The sequence below is a fragment of the Sinomonas sp. R1AF57 genome, assembly GCF_002224485.1.
Taxonomy (GTDB): Bacteria; Actinomycetota; Actinomycetes; order Actinomycetales; family Micrococcaceae; genus Sinomonas; species Sinomonas flava.
Window position 1 is genome coordinate 2,402,792 of the sequence record NZ_CP022463.1, and the last position, 20,260, is coordinate 2,423,051.

The 20,260-nt window shown below is 72.3% G+C and carries 20 protein-coding genes; 7 read left to right on the forward strand and 13 right to left on the reverse strand.

The window, feature by feature from the left end; genetic code table 11:
• Window positions 1-299 (forward strand): VCBS repeat-containing protein (locus CGQ25_RS11030; RefSeq protein ID WP_208709665.1); only part of this gene is annotated, 299 nt, incomplete at its 5' end.
• A gap of 78 nt (window positions 300-377) precedes the next feature.
• Here the strand turns inward: CGQ25_RS11030 and guaB are convergent.
• Both guaB and CGQ25_RS11040 read right to left on the reverse strand, forming a co-directional pair.
• Window positions 378-1,889 carry an IMP dehydrogenase gene (gene guaB / locus CGQ25_RS11035; RefSeq protein ID WP_208709667.1) on the reverse strand — a complete coding sequence of 504 codons (1,512 nt, stop codon included), beginning with the start codon at window positions 1,887-1,889 and terminating at the stop codon, window positions 378-380.
• Window positions 1,890-2,061: 172 nt separating this feature from the next.
• The gene (locus CGQ25_RS11040; protein WP_208709669.1) at window positions 2,062-4,158 is read right to left on the reverse strand and encodes an acyltransferase family protein; all 2,097 of its coding nucleotides are present in this window, start codon (window positions 4,156-4,158) and stop codon (window positions 2,062-2,064) included.
• A gap of 170 nt (window positions 4,159-4,328) precedes the next feature.
• On the opposite strand from CGQ25_RS11040, the gene CGQ25_RS11045 reads away from it, so the two are divergent.
• Window positions 4,329-5,312, forward strand: a complete 984-nt coding sequence (locus CGQ25_RS11045) for a DUF389 domain-containing protein (RefSeq protein WP_208709671.1) — start codon at window positions 4,329-4,331, stop codon at window positions 5,310-5,312.
• 95 nt (window positions 5,313-5,407) lie between these two features.
• On the opposite strand, the gene groL is transcribed toward CGQ25_RS11045, so the two are convergent.
• The 3 genes from groL to CGQ25_RS11060 all read right to left on the reverse strand — a co-directional run bounded on the left by groL (window position 5,408) and on the right by CGQ25_RS11060 (window position 7,993).
• Window positions 5,408-7,021 (reverse strand): chaperonin GroEL, encoded by a 1,614-nt coding sequence (groL, locus tag CGQ25_RS11050; RefSeq protein WP_208709673.1) that lies wholly within the window; start codon window positions 7,019-7,021, stop codon window positions 5,408-5,410.
• Window positions 7,022-7,099: 78 nt separating this feature from the next.
• Window positions 7,100-7,396: a co-chaperone GroES gene (gene groES, locus CGQ25_RS11055; protein ID WP_208709675.1), complete on the reverse strand. Its 297-nt coding sequence runs from the start codon at window positions 7,394-7,396 to the stop codon at window positions 7,100-7,102.
• A gap of 210 nt (window positions 7,397-7,606) precedes the next feature.
• The gene (locus tag CGQ25_RS11060) at window positions 7,607-7,993 is read right to left on the reverse strand and encodes a hypothetical protein (protein ID WP_208709677.1); all 387 of its coding nucleotides are present in this window, start codon (window positions 7,991-7,993) and stop codon (window positions 7,607-7,609) included.
• Between the two features lie 54 nt (window positions 7,994-8,047).
• On the opposite strand from CGQ25_RS11060, the gene CGQ25_RS11065 reads away from it, so the two are divergent.
• Window positions 8,048-9,271, forward strand: a complete 1,224-nt coding sequence (locus tag CGQ25_RS11065; RefSeq protein WP_208709679.1) for a class I SAM-dependent methyltransferase — start codon at window positions 8,048-8,050, stop codon at window positions 9,269-9,271.
• A 126-nt stretch (window positions 9,272-9,397) separates the two neighbouring features.
• Here the strand turns inward: CGQ25_RS11065 and CGQ25_RS11070 are convergent, their stop codons facing one another.
• Both CGQ25_RS11070 and ykgO read right to left on the reverse strand, forming a co-directional pair.
• Window positions 9,398-10,243 (reverse strand): shikimate 5-dehydrogenase, encoded by an 846-nt coding sequence (locus tag CGQ25_RS11070; RefSeq protein ID WP_255405255.1) that lies wholly within the window; start codon window positions 10,241-10,243, stop codon window positions 9,398-9,400.
• 35 nt (window positions 10,244-10,278) lie between these two features.
• Entirely contained in the window at window positions 10,279-10,401 is a 123-nt protein-coding gene (gene ykgO / locus CGQ25_RS11075) for a type B 50S ribosomal protein L36 (protein WP_208709681.1), read from the reverse strand.
• A gap of 116 nt (window positions 10,402-10,517) precedes the next feature.
• Between ykgO and CGQ25_RS11080 the strand changes: the two genes are divergently transcribed.
• The 3 genes from CGQ25_RS11080 to CGQ25_RS11090 all read left to right on the forward strand — a co-directional run bounded on the left by CGQ25_RS11080 (window position 10,518) and on the right by CGQ25_RS11090 (window position 13,670).
• Window positions 10,518-12,242 carry an acyl-CoA dehydrogenase family protein gene (locus CGQ25_RS11080; protein WP_208709683.1) on the forward strand — a complete coding sequence of 575 codons (1,725 nt, stop codon included), beginning with the start codon at window positions 10,518-10,520 and terminating at the stop codon, window positions 12,240-12,242.
• Window positions 12,243-12,336: 94 nt separating this feature from the next.
• A complete protein-coding gene (locus tag CGQ25_RS11085) occupies window positions 12,337-13,485 on the forward strand; it encodes a glutamate--cysteine ligase (protein ID WP_208713048.1) in 1,149 nt (382 codons plus the stop codon).
• On the forward strand, window positions 13,482-13,670 hold the full coding sequence (locus tag CGQ25_RS11090) for a YwiC-like family protein (protein WP_208709685.1): 189 nt from the start codon (window positions 13,482-13,484) through the stop codon (window positions 13,668-13,670). Before CGQ25_RS11085 ends, CGQ25_RS11090 begins: the two co-directional genes overlap by 4 nt.
• Window positions 13,671-13,688: 18 nt before the next feature.
• Here the strand turns inward: CGQ25_RS11090 and CGQ25_RS11095 are convergent, their stop codons facing one another.
• The 6 genes from CGQ25_RS11095 to alr form a co-directional block, all read right to left on the reverse strand.
• A complete protein-coding gene (locus CGQ25_RS11095) occupies window positions 13,689-14,075 on the reverse strand; it encodes an endonuclease domain-containing protein (protein WP_208709687.1) in 387 nt (128 codons plus the stop codon).
• A gap of 694 nt (window positions 14,076-14,769) precedes the next feature.
• Window positions 14,770-15,849, reverse strand: coding sequence for a tRNA (adenosine(37)-N6)-threonylcarbamoyltransferase complex transferase subunit TsaD (tsaD, locus tag CGQ25_RS11100; protein WP_208709689.1), 1,080 nt, complete (start codon window positions 15,847-15,849; stop codon window positions 14,770-14,772).
• Window positions 15,846-16,301, reverse strand: coding sequence for a ribosomal protein S18-alanine N-acetyltransferase (gene rimI, locus CGQ25_RS11105; RefSeq protein WP_208713049.1), 456 nt, complete (start codon window positions 16,299-16,301; stop codon window positions 15,846-15,848). Before rimI ends, tsaD begins: the two co-directional genes overlap by 4 nt.
• A 41-nt stretch (window positions 16,302-16,342) precedes the next feature.
• Entirely contained in the window at window positions 16,343-17,026 is a 684-nt protein-coding gene (tsaB, locus tag CGQ25_RS11110) for a tRNA (adenosine(37)-N6)-threonylcarbamoyltransferase complex dimerization subunit type 1 TsaB (protein WP_208709691.1), read from the reverse strand.
• Window positions 17,023-17,685 (reverse strand): tRNA (adenosine(37)-N6)-threonylcarbamoyltransferase complex ATPase subunit type 1 TsaE, encoded by a 663-nt coding sequence (tsaE, locus tag CGQ25_RS11115; RefSeq protein WP_208709693.1) that lies wholly within the window; start codon window positions 17,683-17,685, stop codon window positions 17,023-17,025. The genes tsaB and tsaE overlap by 4 nt, the downstream gene beginning before the upstream one ends.
• Window positions 17,682-18,860, reverse strand: a complete 1,179-nt coding sequence (gene alr / locus CGQ25_RS11120) for an alanine racemase (RefSeq protein ID WP_208709695.1) — start codon at window positions 18,858-18,860, stop codon at window positions 17,682-17,684. Before alr ends, tsaE begins: the two co-directional genes overlap by 4 nt.
• A 99-nt stretch (window positions 18,861-18,959) precedes the next feature.
• On the opposite strand from alr, the gene mshA reads away from it, so the two are divergent.
• Window positions 18,960-20,228, forward strand: coding sequence for a D-inositol-3-phosphate glycosyltransferase (mshA, locus tag CGQ25_RS11125; protein WP_208709697.1), 1,269 nt, complete (start codon window positions 18,960-18,962; stop codon window positions 20,226-20,228).
• Window positions 20,229-20,260: the final 32 nt, after the last annotated feature.

Genomic DNA, 20,260 nt, shown 5'->3' on the forward strand with positions numbered 1-20,260 from the left:
CCGGGGACTTCAACGGCGACGGCAAGAGCGACGTCCTCGCCCGCGACGCCAACGGCGCCCTCTGGCTCTACCCCGGCACCGGCACCGGAGGCTTCGGCACCCGCACCCAGGTCGGCTCCGGCTGGGGCGTCATGAACGCCATCCTCGGCATCGGCGACTTCAACGGCGACGGCAAGAACGACATCCTCGCCCGCGACACCGCCTCCGGAGGCCTCTACCTCTACCCCGGCAACGGCACCGGCGGCTGGCTCACCCGCACCCAGGTCGGCTGGGGCTGGAACGGCCTCACCCTCCCCTGACGGCCCCACCCGACCAGGCCCACGCACGACGGCGCCCCCTCCCACCCAGGAGGGGGCGCCGTCGTGCGTCTGGTGCGGCTACCGGCGGTAGTTGGGGGCCTCGACGGTCATCATGATGTCGTGGGGGTGGCTCTCCTTGAGGCCGGCCGCCGTGATGCGCACGAACTTGCCCTTGGCCTTGAGCTCGTCGACAGTGTGGGCGCCCACGTAGAACATGGTCTGGCGCAGGCCGCCGATGAGCTGGTGGGCGACCGCGGAGAGCGGGCCGCGGTAGGGCACCTGGCCCTCGATGCCCTCAGGGATGAGCTTCTCGTCGCTGGGGACGTCGGCCTGGAAGTAGCGGTCCTTCGAGTAGGACGTGTTCTTGCCGCGGGTCTGCATCGCCCCGAGCGAGCCCATGCCGCGGTAGGACTTGAACTGCTTGCCGTTCATGAACACGAGGTCGCCGGGGGCCTCGGCGGTGCCGGCCAGGAGCGAGCCGAGCATCACGGAGTCCGCACCGGCAACGATGGCCTTGCCGATGTCGCCCGAGTGCTGGAGGCCGCCGTCGGCGATGAGGGGCACGCCCGCCGGGATCGCGGCCTTGGACGACTCGTAGATCGCGGTGATCTGCGGGACGCCGACGCCGGCGACGACGCGCGTGGTGCAGATCGAACCCGGGCCGACGCCGACCTTGATCGCGTCCGCGCCGGCATCGATGAGCGCCTGGGCGCCCTCGCGGGTCGCGGCCTGGCCGCCGATCACGTCGACGTGGGCGGCCGCGGGGTCCTTCTTGAGGCGCGCGATCATGTCCAGCACGCCCTGCGAGTGGCCGTTGGCGGTGTCGACGACGAGGACGTCCACGCCAGCCTCGACGAGCGCCATGGCGCGCTCGTAGCCGTCGCCGAAGAAGCCGACCGCCGCGCCGACGCGGAGGCGGCCGGAGTCGTCCTTCGTGGCGTTCGGGTACTGGTCTGCCTTCTCGAAGTCCTTCACGGTGATGAGGCCCTGGAGGATGCCCATCTCGTCCACGAGCGGCAGCTTCTCGATGCGGTGCTTGCCGAGGAGGCCGATGACCTCGTCGCGGGCCACGCCGACCTTGGCCGTGATCAGCGGCATCGGCGTCATGACCTCGTGCACCTTGCGGGTCGCGAACTGGTCTCCGGGGATGAACCGCGTGTCGCGGTTGGTGATGATGCCCAGCAGCTTGCGGTTCTCGTCGACGACGGGCAGCCCGGAGACGCGGTAGTGGGCGCAGAGGTCGTCGAGCTCCTTGAGCGTCGCCTCGGGGCCCACGGTGACGGGCTTCGTGATCATGCCGGACTCGCTGCGCTTGACCTGGTCCACCTGGTCCGCCTGGTCCTGGATGGAGAGGTTCCGGTGCAGGATGCCGATGCCGCCCTGACGGGCGAGGCTGATCGCCATGCGGGCCTCGGTGACGGTGTCCATGGCCGCGGAGAGGATCGGAATGCCGAGGCGGATGCGCCGGGTGAGGCGCGTGGAGGTGTCGGCCTCGGACGGGATGACGTCCGTGGGGCCGGGCAGCAGCAGGACGTCGTCGTAGGTCAGTCCGAGGAAGCCGAAGGGATCGTGCTCGGGGGACGTGGTCATGAGTGCTCCTTGGCCGTGTGCCGGGTGGGCATGGTGAGACGGGATGCGCTGATGACCAGCCAGTGCTTACGGGTCTGGTCTGCTGCGGGTAGCTTCTATCCTAAACTTCCGCCGGGCCCCGAGGTATTCCGTCCCGGCGTCCCGGTGACCAAGCCCACACCGGTCGCGGCCGTCACCATCCGGTGGCTTCGAGCAGCCGCTGCTCGAGCATGGGCGACATGGACGCCGTGTACGTGTTCGTCAGGTGGTTGTCGTCCAGGTACACGAAGACGTTCCCGATCGCGCCGCGGCAGTCGCCGCCGGGGCAGATGTAGTCGGTCATGTCGATCGGGAAGAAGCCCTCCTGGAACATCTGGGCGAACGGCACGAGCGGGTCCTGCTCGGCGAGCACCGCCGAGGCGAGTGGCCGGCAGGCGAGGGCGTCCGCGCCGTGCTGGGAGACGCAGTCGGCCATGTTGAACGTGAAGCGCGGGTTGTCCCGCATCGCGACGACCTGGATGCCGCGGGCGAGGAAGCCCTCGACGAGCCGCTCGAGGCCGGGGGTGAGCGTCTCCTCCGGCGACGACGGCGCCGCCACCGTGCCGACCAGCACCACCGCGTCAGGCGGGTTTGCCGCGAGGTGCTCGGCGACGACCTTGTTGTAGTCGTTGCACTCGTCCCACTCCACGACGGCCTCCGGATCGTAGAAGCAGCCGCCCTTGGCCAGCTGGTAGAGCCGCCAGCTGTGCTGTACCGCGATGGGCTCGAACGCCGCGAGCCACTGCTGGGAGTGGGAGTTCCCCAGCACCAGCACGTTCTTGGTGATCGCCGCCGGATCGGCGGGGCTCGACTGCGTGCACACGTCCGCGAGCTCGGACGGCAGGCCGAGGTCGGCAGAGCACGGCTCGGGCAGGTGCGCCCAGTCCTGGCTCACCGTCGAGGCCAGCGGCAGCAGGCTCGCCGACGGGTCCGGGCGCCCCGCGTAGCCTGGCACGAGCGCGGCCGCACCCGGGTTGTCCCGGGAGGCGTTCGCGAGCGCCTTGTAGTTGGCCGCCTGGAGGGACACCTGGACGCTCGCCACGGGGAGCGCGACGACGGCGGCGCACGCCGCGACCGCGACCAGTCCCCGCCGGCGGCTCGACTCGGGCCACGACCAGGCGCGCCAGGGGCGGTCCACGAACCGCGTGGTGAGGTAGCCGAGCACGGCCGCCGCGAGCACCACCGCGCTGCCCGACAGCCAGCCCATGCGGTCCTTGCCCGACACCGCCAGGGCCATGACCAGCAGTGGCCAGTGCCACAGGTACAGCCCATAGGAGATGTCGCCGAGCCGCTGCAGCGGGCGCAGCGTGAGGATCCGGTGGACGCCGGCGGGGCCGCCGTCGACCCCCGCGAGAATGACCGCGCCCGCGGCGAGCGTTGGCCACAGCGCCGCGAAGCCGGGGAACGCGCCGTCGACCTGCAGGACGAGCCCGCACGCCACGATCGACGCGAGGCCCGCCCAGCCGGCGACGGCGGCCGCGCGCCGCGGGAGGGTGATCCGGCGGGACACGAGGGCCAGGAGCGCGCCGAGGGCGAACTCCCACAACCGCGCGAGGGTGTCGAAGTAGGCCTCGGACTGGGAGACGGCGGTGAAGTACACCGAGTAGCCCAGGGAGACGAGGAAGACCGCGGCGAAGAGCCAGAAGAGGACGCGCTCGTAGTGGAGGCGGAGGCGCCGGCACACTGCGGCCATCCCCACGAAGAGGAGCGGGAACAGCAGGAAGACCTGGCCCTGGATGGACAGGGACCAGAAGTGCTGGAAGGGACTCGCGGCAGCGTGGTTGCCGGCGTAGTAGTCCACGGCGTCGCGCTGGAGGACGAAGTTCTCCACGTAGGCGAGCGACGCCCACGCCTGCTCGAGGACCGACGCCCAGCGCGTCCCGGGGAGGAACACGAGCGCGGCGAACACCGTGCCGGCGATCGTGACGGCCGCGGCGGGGAGGAGCCGGCGGAAGGTGTGGATCCAGTGCCGGCCCAGGTGGACCCGGACGCCGCGGCGGTAGCGGTCCGCGAACTGGCCGGTCATGAGGAAGGCCGAGATGAGGAGGAAGACGTCGACGCCGCCCGAGACCCGGCCGAGCCACACGTGGTAGGCGACCACGAGGCCGAGGGCCACGGCCCGCAGGCCCTGGATCTCGGGGCGGAACTTCCTCTGCGCGGGCCCTTGGGCAGAACCGTGCGCGGGTCCCCCGGGGGCCGCCATGTGCCGGGGCTGGTACGTGGCGGTGACGGACTCAGGACGCGCGGACATCACGGTCGAGGGCCTCCTCGGAGCTTTGGGCAGAACGTTCATGCTATCGCGGCCGGAGAGCAGCTCCTGCCGCTTCCAGCGTCCATTCATTCCGGGGAAGCTGTGTGTACGTTGTGAAGGTCATTGCTCCCCGTTGGGAGGGCTGTCCGCTGGCGGGAAGGGTCTCGGCCATGATGATGATCCGGGTGCAGGTCCCCTCGGGGATGACGGAGGCCGTGGTCGGCGTCGCCCGGGACCACCGCGGCGTGGCGGAGGTCGTCGTGGTCTCGGAGGCGTCCCTCGAGCCGCCCGGCGACCTGATCGAGCTCCAGGTCGCCCGGGAGTCGGTCGAGCAGCTCCTCGAGGGCTTCGACGCCCTCGGGGTCCGCGACGCCGGCTCCGTGGCCCTGTTCACCCCCGACGCCGTCCTCGGCACCCGCGCCGACGAGGCGGTCGCGGAGGCCCCCGGCGAGGGGTCGGACGCCGTGATCTGGGAGGAGCTCAAGCAGCGCACCGGCTCGGACTCGCGGCTCACGTGGCAGTTCCTCGTGTTCCTCGTCGCCGCGACGAACCTCGCGGGGATCGGCATCGTGACCGACTCCACGATCGCGATCGTCGGGGCGATGGTGGTCGGGCCCGAGTTCGGCCCCCTCGCCGCGGTGGCGGTGGCCCTGGTCGAGCGGCGGTGGGTGCTCGCGCGGCAGGCCGCGCTCGCGCTCCTGGTCGGATTCCCGGCAGCGATGCTGACGGTGGCCGCCGCGGCGGCCGTCTCGGTCCCGCTCCGGCTCTTCGACCCGGCGATCGTGGCCGCTCCCGACTCCGCCGTCGAGTTCATCTACAAGCCTGGCCCGTACTCATTCATCGTCGCCGTCATCGCGGGGGCGGTGGGCATGGTCTCCCTCGTCGGGAACAAGTCCTCGGCGCTGGTGGGCGTGTTCATCTCGGTCACCACCGTCCCCGCCGCCGGGTACGTCGCCGTCGCGCTTGTCCTGGGCCAGCCGGAGAAGGCCCTGGGCTCGGCGCTCCAGCTCGCGCTGAATCTGACCGGGATCGTGGTCGCCGCCGTCGTCGTCCTCGTCGTCTACCGCACACTGACCCCGGAGATGCCCCCGCAGGCGCTGGCGCGGCTGAGGGACCGTACGCACTGGTCGGCCGGCAGGCGCCGCCGCCGGTAGGCCCGCATGCACGACGGCGGCGGGCCCCCTTCCGCTGGAAGGAGGCCCGCCGCCGTGGTCACCGCGCGCCGTCGTGCGTGCGGCGGGAACGAGCGTCAGTGGCTGTGGCCGGCGTGCTCGTCGTCCTCTTCGGCCGGCTTCTCGGCCACGAGGGTCTCCGTGGTCAGGACGAGGGCCGCGATGGACGCCGCATTGCGCAGCGCCGAGCGGGTCACCTTGACCGGGTCGATGACGCCGGCCGCGATGAGGTCCTCGTACTCGCCCGTCTTGGCGTTGAAGCCGTGGTTGACCTCCGCCTCCTGGACGCGGGCGGCGACGACGAAGCCGTCGAACCCGGCGTTCTGGGCGATCCAGCGCAGCGGCTGGACGAGCGCGCGGCGCACGATGTTGACGCCCGCCGCGGCGTCGCCCGTGAGGGCCGTGACGGACTCGTCCTCGTCGAGGGCGCGCACCGCATGGACGAGCGCGGAGCCGCCACCGGCCACGATGCCCTCCTCGAGGGCCGCGCGGGTCGAGGACACGGCATCCTCGATGCGGTGCTTCTTCTCCTTGAGCTCGACCTCGGTGGCCGCGCCGACCTTGATGACGCCGATGCCGCCGGCGAGCTTCGCGAGGCGCTCCTGGAGCTTCTCGCGGTCCCAGTCGGAGTCGGTGCGGGCCAGCTCGGCGCGCAGCTGCGCGACGCGGGCCTCGACGTCGGACGCCGAGCCGGCGCCGTCGACGATCGTCGTGTTGTCCTTGGTCACCGTGATCCGGCGGGCGGTGCCCAGCTGCTCGAGGCCCACCTGGTCCAGGCTCAGGCCGACCTCCGGGGAGACCACCTGGGCGCCCGTGAGGGTCGCGATGTCCTGGAGCATGGCCTTCCGGCGGTCGCCGAAGCCCGGCGCCTTCACGGCCACGACGCTCACCGTGCCGCGGATGCGGTTGACGATGAGGGTCGAGAGGGCCTCGCCCTCCACGTCCTCGGCGATGACGAACAGCGGCTTCGAGGCGGCGAGGACCTTCTCGAGGACCGGGAGGAACTCGGTGAGCGAGGAGATCTTGCCCTGGTGGATGAGGATGAGCGCGTCCTCGAGGACGGCCTCCTGGCGCTCCGCGTCGGTGACGAAGTACGGCGAGAGGTAGCCCTTGTCGAACTGCATGCCCTCGGTGAGCACGAGCTCGGTCTGGGTGGTCGAGGACTCCTCGATGGTGATGACGCCGTCCTGGCCGACCTTCTCGAAGGCCTCGGCGAGCAGCTCGCCGATCTCCTCCGACTGGGCCGAGATGGCCGCGACGTTCGCGACGTGGCGGCCCGAGACCTCGCGGGCGTTGTCGACGAGGCGCCCTGCCACGGCCTCGACCGCAGCCTCGATGCCGCGCTTGATCTCGCCCGGGGCGGCGCCGGCGGCCACGTTGCGCAGGCCCTCCTTGACCAGGGCCTGGGCGAGGACGGTCGCCGTCGTCGTGCCGTCGCCGGCGACGTCGTTGGTCTTGGTCGCGACCTCCTTGGCGAGCTGGGCGCCGAGGTTCTCGTACGGGTCGTCGAGCTCGACCTCGCGGGCGATCGTGACGCCGTCGTTCGTGATGGTGGGCGCGCCCCACTTCTTGTCGAGGACGACGTTGCGGCCGCGCGGGCCGAGCGTCACCTTGACGGTGTTGGCGAGCTTGTCGACGCCGGCCTCGAGGGCCTTGCGGGCGTCGTCGTTGAATGCGAGCTGCTTAGCCATGCAGTACTCCTGTGATTCCTGAGTGGGCCAAACACGGCACCCCGGCCGCCTGGGGCGGCCGGGGCGCAGCGCAGAGCGTTACTTGACGACGATCGCCAGGACGTCGCGGGCGGAGAGCACGAGGTACTCGGCGCCGCCGGTCTTGACCTCGGTGCCGCCGTACTTCGAGTAGAGGACGACGTCGCCGACGGCGACATCGACGGGGACGCGGTTGCCGTTGTCGTCAACGCGGCCGGGGCCGACAGCGACGACCTCGCCCTCCTGCGGCTTCTCCTTGGCGGTGTCCGGGATGACAAGACCGGAAGCCGTGGTCTGCTCGGCCTCGAGCGGCTTGACGACGATGCGATCCTCGAGGGGCTTGATGGAGACCGACACGGATCTCTCCTTTTCATGAACGGGTCACGGGTTGGGGAGCCGGGCAAGCAACCGTCGTCGCGGGTGCCGGGAGCGTGCCTGACATGGTTAGCACTCGACGCTGCCGAGTGCTACCGCCGACTCTAGTGAGCTGGTTGGCACTCGGTCAAGGCGAGTGCCAGCGTGGCGTTCCGCCACCGCCGGCCCCGGCCAGGCCTGGCGGCGCCGGCCCTACTCCCCCGCGAGCTCGTCGAAGCTCAGGTCCTCGCCGTCGTCGCCGTTCTGCGGGCGCGAGAGGTACAGGACGACGAGCGAGCCGATCAGGAGGACGAGGCCCACAATGACCCCCACGATGGACGCGGCCTTCACCCCCGCGTACTGGTCCCGCAGGGCCTGCGCCTCCGCGGTGGCGTCGTTGATGTTCTTGTCCCCGCCCATGGAGTACACGGCGGCGTTGAAGGCGTCGAGGCCGAGGACGACGGCGAGCAGCACCCCGGCGACGAGGGCGACGGCGATGCCTGCGATCAGGAGGGTGCGGGCCGCGGGACGGAGCCGCATGATGCTGCGCCCCCGATCCGGGCGCGCGGGCGACGGGTCAGCGGCTGGGGTGGACTCCATACGTCAACCCTATCCAATGAGCACCTCCCTACGGCGCCCATTTAGGCTGGAAGGATGCCCCATGACAAGCACACCCCGGAGCAGCTGGCGCCCCTGCTGACGCCGGAGGGCTGGGCCCTCCTCAATTCCCTCGGCCCCTACCGGGAGGACGAGGCGCTCGCGCTGTCCTCCCGGCTGCGCAAGGAGGGTCACTCCCCCGAGCTCGTCTCGGCCGTCCTGTCCCAGGCACGGCTGCGCGCCAAGGCGCAGGCCAAGTTCGGCGAGTTCTCCGCCCACATGCTCTTCACGCGGGCCGGCCTCGAGCAGGCAACGCGACTGTCGGTGGCCGCCCGGCACGCGCGGCGGTTCGTCGACGCCGGCGTGTCGCACGTCGCGGACCTCGGCTGCGGGCTGGGCGCCGACGCGCTCGCGATGGCCTCGCTCGACCTGGAGGTGACCGCCGTCGAGCTCGACGAGACGACCGCCGCCTGCGCGACCATGAACCTCATGCCGTTCCCCAAGGCGCGCGTGGTGCACGCGGACGCCCAGTCCGTGCCGCTCGAGGCGTTCGACGGCGTGTGGCTGGACCCGGCGCGGCGCGAGACGTCGTCGTCGGGCACCACGCGGATCTGGGACCCGGAGGAGTTCTCGCCGCCGCTGTCCTTCGTGGAGTCCCTCGCCGCGCGCGGCCTGCCCGTGGGCGTCAAGCTCGGCCCCGGGGTGCCGCACGAGTCCATCCCGGACGGCTGTGAGGCGCAGTGGGTGTCGGTCGACGGCGACGTGGCCGAGGTGGCCCTGTACTTCAACGCCCTCCGGCGCCCGACCGTGCGGCGCGCCGCCCTCGTGCTCTCCGCGGCAGGCGCGTCCGAGCTCGTCGCCGAGACCGACTTCGACAAGGGCACCGAGCCGCACGTCGGGCCGCTCGAGGGCTACCTCTACGAGCCCGACGGCGCAGTCATCCGCGCGGGCCTCGTCGCGGAGCTGGCCGAACGGCTCGGCGGCCACCTCGTCGACGAGCACATCGCGTACATCTGCGCGCCTGACCTCGTCGCGACCCCGTTCGCGCGCGCCTACCGCGTGCTCGAGGTGCGGCCGTACAGCGTCAAGGCCCTGCGCGCCTGGGTGCGCGAGGAAGGCATCGGCGTCCTGGACATCAAGAAGCGCGGCACCTCCGTGACGCCCGAGGAGCTGCGGAAGATGCTCCTGGTCGGGCAGAAGAAGGGCGCCTCGAAGAAGGCGACCTTGGTCCTGACGCGCATCGGCGAGGAGCGGGTCGCGGCGGTCGTCGAACCCGCCTGAGCTTCCCCCACCCGTTGCGGGGTCCCTGCCGACCCGTTGAGGGGTCATGTCCCTGCAAGGACATGACCCCTCAAGGGCAGGGACGGGACCCGCAACGTCACTGGGCCCGACGTCGCTGGGCCGACATCACTGGGCCCGCATGAACTCCTCGGCCGCGGCGACCTGCTCGGGCGTCGGCGTGATGCCCGTGTAGAGGACGAACTGCTCGAGGGCCTGGATCGTCATGACTTCCGCGCCGGAGATGACGGTCTTCCCCGCGGCGCGGCCCGCGCGGGTGAGCGGGGTCTCGGGCGGGAGCGCGACGACGTCGAACACCACCCGCGCGGCCTCCACGGCGTCCTGGGGGAACGCGAGCGAGTCCGCGTCGGGGCCGCCCGCCATGCCGATGGGCGTGACGTTGACGAGCACGTCCGCCGCGGCGGCGCCGGGGGCTGCGTCCTGGAGCGCCGCCTCGACCGAGGGCTTCCACCCGAAGCCGTAGAGGTCCGCGAGCGCGCGCCCGGCCTCTTCGTTGCGCGCCACGACCGTCACGTTCCGGAATCCGGCGTCGCGGAACGCCGCGGCGGTGGCCTTGGCCATGCCGCCCGACCCGCGCAGCATGACACTCCACTCCGGAACGAGCGCGTTGCGCTCGATCAGCTGGGCGATCGCCGTGTAGTCGGTGTTGTAGGCGGTGAGGACGCCGGAGTCGTTGACGACCGTGTTCACGGAGTCGATCGCGGCCGCCGAGGCGTCCATCCGGTCCACGAGCGCGATCACGTCCTCCTTGTACGGCATCGACACGGCGCACCCGCGGATCCCGAGCCCGCGCACCCCGGCGATCGCCTGGGTGAGGTCCGTGGGCGCGAAGGCCTTGTAGATCCAGTTCAGGCCCAAGGCCTCGTAGAGGTAGTTGTGGAAGCGCGTCCCGTTGTTGCTCGGCCTGGCCGAGAGCGAGATGCACAGCGTCATGTCTTTGTTCAGGATCGGCACGGCACAAGGCTAGTGCCGCGCCGGTCCCGGTGTCGTCAGCCCTGGCGCGCCTTGACGCGGGGGTTCTTCTTGTTGATCACGAACGTCCTGCCGCGGCGGCGCACCACCTGCGCCCCCGGGATCTTCTTCAGCGCGTGGAGGGAGTTGCGGACCTTCATCGTGGTTCCTTTCGTCGGTCTGTGAGGTTCGTGGGCCTCGCACCCCTCAACAGTGAGAACTGTTCTCATATTCCGCGTCTCTGGTCCCCGCAGGGGCCCGGGTGTGCAATGGGACCATGGAGCCCACTCCCGCGAGCGCCAACCAGCCGCCGCCGCGCACGGACGTCGACGAGTTCTCCTCCAACGCCGCGCTCGTGGACGCGGTCCGCCGCCACGGCGCCGGGTGGGCCTCCGCCGAGCTCGCGGGGATCGGCCGGCTGGTCGGCTCCGCGGAGTTCGCCGAGCATGCGCGCCTCGCCAACGTCCACCCGCCCACGCTCCGGTCCCTGGACCGCTACGGCGAGCGCACGGACGAGGTGGACTACCACCCGGCCTACCACCACGTGCTCGGCGCAGCGGTCGCCCACGGCGCGCACACGTCGTCGTGGGCGGATCCGCGCCCTGGCGCCCACGCGGCGAGGGCGGCGGCGTTCATGCTCTTTGCCCAGGCCGAGCCCGGGCACGCGTGCCCCGTCTCCATGACGCACGCCGCGGTGCCCGCGGTGGTGGGCGAACCCGCCGTCGCGCGCGAGTGGCTCCCCGGGCTCCTCGGCGACGTCTACGACCCCCGGCTGGTCCGGCCCGCGGCGAAGCCCGGGGTGCTCATGGGCATGGCGATGACGGAGCGGCAGGGCGGCTCGGACGTGCGGGCCAACACCACTCGCGCGGCCGACGCCGGCGACGGCACCGCCCGCATCACGGGCGCCAAGTGGTTCTGCTCGGCGCCCATGAGCGACGCGTTCCTGGTCCTCGCCCAGGAGTCCGCCGGGCTCTCGTGCTTCCTGGTGCCGCGCGTGCTCGAGGACGGGTCGAGGAACCCGTTCCGGCTCGTGCGGCTCAAGGACAAGCTGGGGAACCGCTCGAACGCCTCAGCGGAGGTCGAGTTCGAGGACACCCTCGGGTGGCGGCTCGGCGAGCCGGGCCGGGGCGTGCGGGCGATCATCCCGATGGTCCACGAGACCCGTCTGGACTGCGTCCTCGGGACCGCCGCGGGCATGCGGCAGGCCGTCGCGGAGGCGGTGTGGCACGCCCGGCACCGGCGCGCGTTCGGGCGGCTCCTCGCCGACCAGCCGGCCATGGCAGCCGTGCTCGCCGACCTCGCGCTCGAGTACGAGGGCGCGGTGGCGCTCGGCATGCGGCTCGCCGCCGCGGACGACGCCGTGTGGCCGCGTCCAGGGGGTGACCTCGGCGCCGCAGGGGGTGACCTCGGCATCACAGGGGGTGACCTCGGCGCCACACGGGGTGACCTCGGCGCGGGGGCCGGTCGGGAGAGGGCCTTCGCGCGGATCGCCACCGCGGTCGCCAAGTACTGGGTGTGCAAGCGCGGTCCGGGCCACGCGGCCGACGCGCTCGAGTGTCTCGGCGGCAACGGGTACACCGAGGATTTCCCGCTCGCGCTGCGCTATCGGGAACAGCCCGTCATGGCCATCTGGGAGGGGTCGGGGAACGTCGTGGCGCTCGACGTCCTGCGGGCGCTCGCCCGTGAGCCCGAAGCCGCCGAAGCCCTCGCCGAGGAGCTCGAACGGCCGCGCGGGGCAGACCCGGAGCTCGACGCCCACCTCGAACGCGCCCTCGCACTCATGGCGGACGCGGCACGCGAGCCCGAGGAGGCCCAGCGGTGGGCGCGGGCCCTGGCCGAGACCCTCGCCCTGGCTCTGGAGGCCGTCCTGCTCGTGGAGGGCGCGCCGTCGTGCGTCGCCGAGGCATTCATCGCCTCCCGGCTGGGGCGCGAGCGCCGCCTCGGCTATAGCTGCCTCTCCGATACGGCGCGCGCCGAGGAGATCCTGGCCCGTGTGATGTGACGCAGCGACGCCGGCCGGTGCGCGCCCGACCCGTAGACTGGGGGGACTTGTACGGCCCGCCGGCGGACCGCCGGCATGACCCGGGGGTAGACACCTGAAGATCGACTTCGCGCAGTCCGAGCAGTCCACCATCGGGCTGGAATGGGAGCTCGCCCTCGTCGACAAGCACGGCGGCGAGCTCGTCTCGGTCGCCCCGCAGGTCCTCGACCGCCTGGGCCACGAGCACGCCGAGCTGTTCTCCGACGACTGCCCCCGCATCCACCAGGAGCTGCTGCTCAACACGGTGGAGGTCGTCACGGGCGTCCACCACACCGTCGCCGACGCCACAGCGGACCTCGCCGAGTCCATCGCCGCGGTGCGGACGGTGACGGACCGCATCGGCGTCGAGCTCTTCTCCGCCGGAAGCCATCCCTTCAGCCCCCCGCGCCTCCAGCCGGTGACCGACAAGGAGCGGTACGCCAAGCTCATCGACCGGACGCAGTGGTGGGGCCGCCAGATGGTCATCTACGGGGTGCACGTCCATGTGGGCCTGGACCGGCGGGACAAGGCCATGCCCGTGCTCGACGCGCTTGTGAACTACTTCCCCCACTTCCAGGCCCTCTCGGCCTCGAGCCCCTTCTGGGGCGGCGAGGACACGGGCTACGCGTCCCAGCGCGCGCTCATGTTCCAGCAGCTGCCCACCGCCGGCCTGCCCTTCCAGTTCACCGACTGGGCCGGGTTCGAGGGCTATGTCCAGGACATGCTCGCCACCGGGGTCATCGACACGATCAGCGAGATCCGCTGGGACATCCGTCCCGTCCCCCGGCTGGGCACCATCGAGATGCGGGTCTGCGACGGGCTCTCGACGCTCGAGGAAGTCGGCGCGATCGCAGCGCTGACCCAATGCCTCGTGGAGGAGGCCTCGCGGACCCTCGACGCCGGCGGAACCATCCCCACGATGCCGCCTTGGCACGTGCAGGAGAACAAGTGGCGCGCCGCCCGCTACGGGATGGACGCCATCATCATCCTCGACGCCGCCGGCAACGAGAAGCTCGTCACCGAGCACCTCACCGAGACCATGGACCGGCTGGCCCCCATTGCGCAGGATCTCGGGTGCGAGGCCGAGCTGCGCGACATCGAGGGGATCATCCGGCGCGGCGCCGGGTACCAGCGCCAGCGCCGGGTCGCCGCGGACCACGGGGGTGACCTGCGGGCGGTCGTGCTCGAGGAGGCTCGGCTCATGCGCGAGGGCTACGAGGGGTGAACCCCCCCAGCAGGGGCGGCCGGAGTGGCCGCCGCCGCTCGCCCCTGCGGATCGTGCTGGTGCTCGCGCTGGCAGCCCTCGTGCTCGCCCTGACGTCCCACCCGCAGCCTGCCCTCTGGGTCGCTGCCGCCGCTGGCGTCTATGCGGTGGTGGAGGGTGTGCTGAGGTGGCGCCGACGGGCGTGAAGTCCGAAACTGCACAAGTCAGGCCGCAGAAGGCACGGTCTCGCCTGCCTTGTACTCCGACTTGTGCAGTTTCAGACGCCTGTCGACTGCTGATACGACCTCGCCGATCCATGCCCGCTCGAACATCACGTGCTCCCAGCTGAAACGCAGAACGGTGCAGCCTTCACGGACGAGCTCGTTGTAGCGCGTGCAGTCCCGGTGCAGGGTTTCACGTCCGCCGTGCCATTCGAAGCTGTCTGCTTCGGCGACGAGCAGCTTCAGTTTGGCGAGGTCCACCCGATACTCGCCGCCTTCCGTTCCGATCTTCACCTGAGGTTCCATCACCACGCCTGCTTCGAGGCACGCGGCCCGGAGCCCCGACTCGAAGGCGTTCGCCGCCCGTCCGTCCATCGCAGCGAGGACCATCCGCTGAGCCCTCCGGTTCCTGCCCACCCAGTCGCGTGCTGCATCCCGCAGCTGGCTCGGTGTGGCTCTGCCCAGACGAAGGGCGGAATCGGCGATGGCGAGTCCTTCGGCGAATGGGAGGCCTGCAGCGCAGTCGAGCACGGTACGGACAACGGATGTGGCCTGGACAGCACCCCTCGTGACCAGGTCACGCGGCGGCAGTAGCCGAGTGACGACCCTTGTGCCTGGGACCGCCCGGGCCCGGCGTCCCCGAGGAACCGCCACCTCGACGAGCTCAGGTCGATGCAGGACTCCGAGCCCGTGGGCGAGCGCGGCCGACCTGCCGAAGAGAACGGCCCTGGCCTTAAGAGCCAACTGCTCTGCCACTGCAACGGAAGCGAGCGCATAGAGCCCTTGCCCTACCCGGAGGACGTCTCCGGTCCCGACGGCCGCAGCCACACTGCGTGCAGGGAAATGCTGCAGCAGCTGGCCCGCCCGGGCACTCCCGCCGACAGCAGCCAGATATTCAGCGACATGTTCCACGCCCACATCCTCCCCGTGATCCAAGGCGGGAGCAGGCCCCGTTGGCCATGTGTGGACAACTCGGGAGGGGTCAAGGTCAGAAACTGCACAACTCGGACGGCTATGAGGCCTCTGAAGCTTCACGGTGCTCACGAGTTGTGCACTTTGGAACACGGGCCCTGAGCGCCGCCCCCTACACGGTCACGGAGGTCACCGGCAGGGAAGACTCGGGCGCGAAATCGAGGTCGCTCGGCTGGCCGCCGTCCATGATGACCCGCGCCGCGAGGGCAGCCACCATCGCGCCGTTGTCGGTGCACAGGGAGAATTCGGGGACCGCCAGGGAGATCCCCGCTGCCGCGCACCGCTCGGCCGTGAGCTCCCGCAGCCGTGTGTTGGCCGCCACGCCACCGCCGAGCAGCAGGTTCTCGATGCCCTGCTCGCGGCACGCGAGGACGGCCTTGGAGGTGATGACGTCCACGACCGCCTCCTGGAAGGACGCCGCGATGTCCGCGACCGGCACGGGCTCCCCCGCCGCCTCGAACTGCTCGACGCACCGCGCCACCGCGGTCTTCAGGCCGGAGAAGGACCAGTCGTAGCGGTGCGCCGCGGGGTCCTCGGCGGTCCCCATGTACTTGGGCTGCGTGAGCCCGCGAGGGAACCGGATGGCCTTGGGGTTGCCCTCTCGGGCGATCCTGTCGATCGCCGGCCCGCCGGGGTAGCCGAGCCCGAGCAGTCGGGCCACCTTGTCGTAGGCCTCGCCGGCGGCGTCGTCGATCGTCGAGCCGAGCAGCTCCACGTCCCCCGCGATGTTCCGCACCCGCAGCACCTCGGTGTGACCGCCGGAGACCAGCAGCGCGCCGAGGTCCGGCGGCAGTTCGCCCCCATACACGCCACCGTCCAGCAGGCCCACACCCACGTGCGCCACGAGGTGGTTGACGGCGAAGAGCGGCTTGCCGGTCGCCACAGCCAGGGCCTTCGCCCCGCACACGCCCACCATGAGCGCGCCCGCGAGCCCGGGTCCCGACGTCACGGCCAAGGCATCGATCTCGTCGAGCGTGACGCCGGCGGTCCCTAGCGCCTCGCGCAGCGTCGGCACGAGCGCGTCGAGGTGCGCGCGGGATGCGATCTCAGGGATCACGCCGCCGAAGCGCACGTGCTCGTCCATCGAGGAGGAGACGGTGTTGGCCAGCAGGCGCGTCCCCCGCACAATGCCCACGCCGGTCTCGTCGCACGAGGACTCGATGCCGAGGACCAGCGGCTCGTCGCGGTTCATTCGCGTTCCCCTTCCGGCCCGCCCGTCGCGAGGGCCAGCTGCATGATGAGTGCGTCGACGCCGTCGCGGTAGTACCGCCGGCGCACGTGGATCTGCCGGAAGCCGAAGCGCCGGTACAGCGCCTGGGCCCGCGGGTTGTCGGCTCGGACCTCGAGCAGGACGTCGGCGGCGCCCCGCCGTCGTGCCTCGGCGATGAGCTCGGTCAGGAGTGCAGACCCGATCCCCCGCCCCTCGAACTCGGGCACGACGGCGATCGTCTGCACGTCCGCGATGGGCTCGACGCACATGAGCCCCGCATAGGCCACGATCTCTCCCGCCGGCCCCTGCGCCACGTAGTACCGCCGCGTCTCGGGCTGGGCGAGCTCGTCGCGGAACATCTGCTTGGGCCACGCGTCGATGGGGAACAGCGCGGTCTCGAGGGCATGGACGGCTGGCACGTCGGCGTCGGTCATCTCGCGGAGCACGACGCCGGCGGGCAGCTCGCGCGCGCCGCTCACAGGGCGCGCTTCCGGGGGCCGGGCACCTGCGCGTCGGACTCGCGGAGGTACAGGGGTGTCGTGTCGGCCAGCGGGCTGCCTGCCGCGAGCCGGGCCACGGCGACGAGGCCGAGCGACGCGGCGGTCGGCTGCGCGGCGTCGAACGCTGCCACGGGCCGTGCGCCTGCGGAGGCGAGCTGCTCCGGGTAGATCCCGGCCCCGGCCCCGTAGACGGGAAGTGCCGGCAGCTCGCCGGGCGAGGTCACGTGAGGGCCGTCGAGGAGCGTGCCGTCCGCGGCGTAGCGGGCCCAGTAGAGCTCCTTGCGGCGCGCGTCGGTCGCCACGAGGAACTCGCTCGACGGCGCACCCTCCGCCACGGCGTCCCACGCGAGGGCGTCGAGGCTCATGAGGCCCTCGAGCGGCGTGTCCCAGGCGAAGGCGAGGGCTCTGGCGGTGGCGATCCCGGAGCGGAGGCCGGTGAAGGGGCCGGGCCCGACGCCGACGACGATCCGGGCGATGTCCGCCCCGCCCACGGACTGCTCGTCGAGGAGGGCGCGGATGCCGGGCGCGAGGACCTCGGCGTGGGACTTGGTGTCCTCGGTGGCGAACGATGCGAGGACGGCCGCGTCGCTGAAGGACTCGTGGCAGCGGATGAGCGCCGCCGATGCGATGGCTGAGGTGTCGATGGCGAGGACGATCATCGGCCTGCCTCCCGCTCGGACGGGGTGACCTCGGCGCCACCAGGGGTGACCTCGGCGTCACCAGGGGTGACCTCGGCGGAGGCGGGGCGGTCGACGGCGGGCCACGGCACCTGCGGGTGCTCGGCCCACCGCGGGCCGAAGGCGCGGATCCTCAGCAGGCGCGGCTCGTCGTCGTCCTCGGTGTCGAAGTCGAGCACGGGCGCGGCGTGGTCGGCCCCGGGCGCCGGCGCCCCCGCCCGGACCAGCTCGATGTCCAGCCATGAGTCGACGAGGTGCTCGACGCGCCCGCGGCCCCACTCGACGACCGTGACGGCGGTGTCGGCCCAGTTCTCGAGGTCGAGGTCGTCGATTTCGCCCTCCCCCTCGAGGCGGTACGCGTCGACATGGACGAGGTCCGGGCCGCCGGGGCGGGGCCCGTCGGGCAGGTTGGGGTGGATCCGCACGAGCACGAACGTCGGCGAGATGATGCCGGGTCGCACCCCGAGACCTTCGCCGAGTCCCTGGGTGAACGTGGTCTTGCCGGCGCCGAGCTCGCCCGTGAGGACGATGAGGTCACCGGGTGCGAGCGCGCCGGCGAGCGCCGCGCCGAGCGCCTGCGTCTCCTCGGCGGAGGCGGGCGCGAAGGCGAGCTCCCATGCCGGGGCGCCGGCAGCGCTCACGCGCCCTCCCCGACGTAGACGCGCGGCACGCGCGGGCTGATGCGCGTGACGATCTCGTAGTTGATGGTGCCGGCAGCCCTGGCCCAGTCGTCGGCGGTGGGGCCGCCGTTGTCGCCGGTGCCGAACAGCACGGCCTCGGCGCCGGCGAGCGAGGCGGGTTCGGGGTCCGGGCCGAGGTCGACCACGACCTGGTCCATGGCGACCCGCCCGGCGACGCGGTGCGTCTCCCCCGCGATCTGCACGGGGCCGCCGGAGGAGGTCCGGGGCACGCCGTCGGCGTAGCCGAGCGGGACGAGGGCGAGCGTCGCGGCGTCCCGCGTGTGGTAGAGCAGGCCGTAGGAGACGCCCTGGTCGGCACGCACGCGCTTGGCCTGGGAGAGGGTCGCGCGGAGGGTCATGGCCGGGCGGAGGCCGAGGTCCGCGGAGCTCTGGTCCGGGAACGGCGAGAGCCCGTACACGGAGATCCCCACGCGGACCAGGTCGAAGTGGGCGTCCGGGCGGGAGAACACGGCCGGGGAGTTCGCGATGTGGCGGACCTCGAGGTCGCAGCCGGCGTCCTCGGCCACGGCGACGGCCTCGCGGAACGCGTCGAGCTGGGTGTCGGTCTCGGGACGGTGGGGCTCGTCGGCCACGGCCAGGTGGCTGAACACGCCGACGACGCGCAGGAGCCCCTCGTCCTGGTACTCGACGGCCTCGCCGACGAGGGAGTCCCAGCGCTCGGCGGTGGCTCCGTTGCGGCCGAGCCCCGTGTCGATCTTGAGGTGCACCCGCGCGGGGCGCTGCTGCTCGCGGGCCGCCGCGACGATCCGGTCGAGCTCCCAGCCGGAGCAGCCGAGGTCGATCCCGGCGGCGACGGCGGCGGAGAAGTTCGAGTCGGGCGTATGCAGCCAGGCGAGGATGGGCGCGTCGATGCCGGCGGCGCGGAGGGCGAGGGCCTCGGAGATGTGGGCGACGCCGAGCCACGCCGCCCCGGCCGCGAGCGCGGCGCGCGCCACCTGGACGGCGCCGTGCCCGTAGGCGTCCGCCTTCACGACCGCCATGACCCGGGCCGGGTCGGCCACCTGCCGCAGGACGCCGACGTTGTGGCGGATCGCGTCGAGGTCGACGACGGCGGCGCGCTCGGGCAGGCGGGCGGTGGGCAGGCTGGAGGGGGCTGGGGTGGGCTCGGAAGTCACGCCAGCAGTCTACTCGGGGCTCAGAACACGCCGTTTCCGTGCACCAAGGGACGCACGACGCCGCCGGGCCGGCTTCCGCGGCAACGTAGCCTTGGGAGCGTGCAGCACCTCCACCGCGTGGCGATGATCTCCCTCCACACGTCTCCGCTCGAGCAGCCGGGCGCCGGGGACGCCGGCGGCATGAACGTCTACGTCTCGCACCTGGCCCGCGCCCTCGCTGCAGCGGGCCTGGCCGTGGACATCTACACGCGCGCCACCGATCCGGCCCAGCCGGACGTCGTGGCGCTGGAGGAGGGCGCGCTGGTCCACCACATCGAGGCCGGCCCCCGCCGCCGGCTCGCGAAGGAACAGATGCCCCCGCTCGCCGAGGAGTTCGCGGCCGGGGTCCTGCGCCGCATGCGCGCGGGCCTCGCAGCGGGAGGCGAGCGGACCGGCGTCGTGCATTCGCACTACTGGGTGTCCGGGATCGCGGGGCTGCGGGTCTCGGACGAGCTGGGCATCCCGCTGGTCCACACGATGCACACCATGGCGCGGGTGAAGAACCTGCACCTCGCCGCGGGCGACACGCCCGAGCCGAGCAACCGCGAGCGCGGCGAGCAGAGGATCGCCGACACCGCGGCCCGGCTGACGGCGAACACGCCGGCCGAGCGGGACGAGCTCGAGCGGCACTACGGGGTGGACGAGGACCGGATCGACGTGGTCTCCCCCGGTGTGGACCTCTCCGTGTTCCGGCCGGCGTTCCGCACGGGCTCCCGCGCCGGGCGAGGGATCGCGCCCGGGACGTTCCATGTGCTGTTCGCGGGTCGGATCCAGCGGCTGAAGGGGCCGCCGGTGCTCGTGGCCGCGGCGGGGGTGCTTCGGAGGCGGCGCCCGGACATCCCGCTGCGCGTGTCGATCGTGGGGGCGCCGAGCGGCTCGGCCGGGCTGGACCTCGACGTGCTCGTGGGCGAGGAGGGGCTCGACGGCGTCGTGCGCCGCCTCCCGCCCGCGCCGGCGGCGGAGCTCGCGGACTGGTTCCGCTCCGCCGACGTCGTGGCGATGCCGAGCTTCTCGGAGTCGTTCGGGCTCGTGGCGCTCGAGGCGCAGGCGTGCGGGACCCCCGTGGTGGCGGCCCGGGTCGGCGGCCTCACGCGCGCGGTGTGCGACGGGCGCACCGGATTCCTCGTCGACGGGCACGACCCCGAGGCGTGGGCCGCCGTGCTCGAGCAGCTCCACGACGACCCGGAGACGCGCACCGACCTGGGGCGCGCGGCGTCGATCTATGCCGAGCGGTTCGGCTGGGAGCAGACGGCCGAGGCCACCCGGCAGGCCTACCGCGCGGCGCTGCGCGAGCGCGCGCTGGCGGCGGAGCACGCCGTCGTCCCCTGACCCGCCGAGGTCACCCCCTCTGCCGCCGAGGT

Bases quoted from the DNA above. Each gene is read 5' to 3' on its own strand.
- guaB (WP_208709667.1), bottom strand. From the start codon at position 1,889: ATGACCACGTCCCCCGAGCACGATCCCTTCGGCTTCCTCGGACTGACC.
- groL (WP_208709673.1), bottom strand. From the start codon at position 7,021: ATGGCTAAGCAGCTCGCATTCAACGACGACGCCCGCAAGGCCCTCGAG.
- tsaD (WP_208709689.1), bottom strand. From the start codon at position 15,849: ATGAACCGCGACGAGCCGCTGGTCCTCGGCATCGAGTCCTCGTGCGAC.
- CGQ25_RS11095 (WP_208709687.1), bottom strand. From the start codon at position 14,075: ATGGTCCTCGCTGCGATGGACGGACGGGCGGCGAACGCCTTCGAGTCG.
- CGQ25_RS11080 (WP_208709683.1), top strand. From the start codon at position 10,518: ATGGAGCCCACTCCCGCGAGCGCCAACCAGCCGCCGCCGCGCACGGAC.
- rimI (WP_208713049.1), bottom strand. From the start codon at position 16,301: ATGACCGACGCCGACGTGCCAGCCGTCCATGCCCTCGAGACCGCGCTG.
- tsaB (WP_208709691.1), bottom strand. From the start codon at position 17,026: ATGATCGTCCTCGCCATCGACACCTCAGCCATCGCATCGGCGGCGCTC.
- ykgO (WP_208709681.1), bottom strand. From the start codon at position 10,401: ATGAAGGTCCGCAACTCCCTCCACGCGCTGAAGAAGATCCCGGGGGCG.
- CGQ25_RS11045 (WP_208709671.1), top strand. From the start codon at position 4,329: ATGATGATGATCCGGGTGCAGGTCCCCTCGGGGATGACGGAGGCCGTG.
- CGQ25_RS11040 (WP_208709669.1), bottom strand. From the start codon at position 4,158: ATGTCCGCGCGTCCTGAGTCCGTCACCGCCACGTACCAGCCCCGGCAC.
- CGQ25_RS11065 (WP_208709679.1), top strand. From the start codon at position 8,048: ATGCCCCATGACAAGCACACCCCGGAGCAGCTGGCGCCCCTGCTGACG.
- CGQ25_RS11060 (WP_208709677.1), bottom strand. From the start codon at position 7,993: ATGGAGTCCACCCCAGCCGCTGACCCGTCGCCCGCGCGCCCGGATCGG.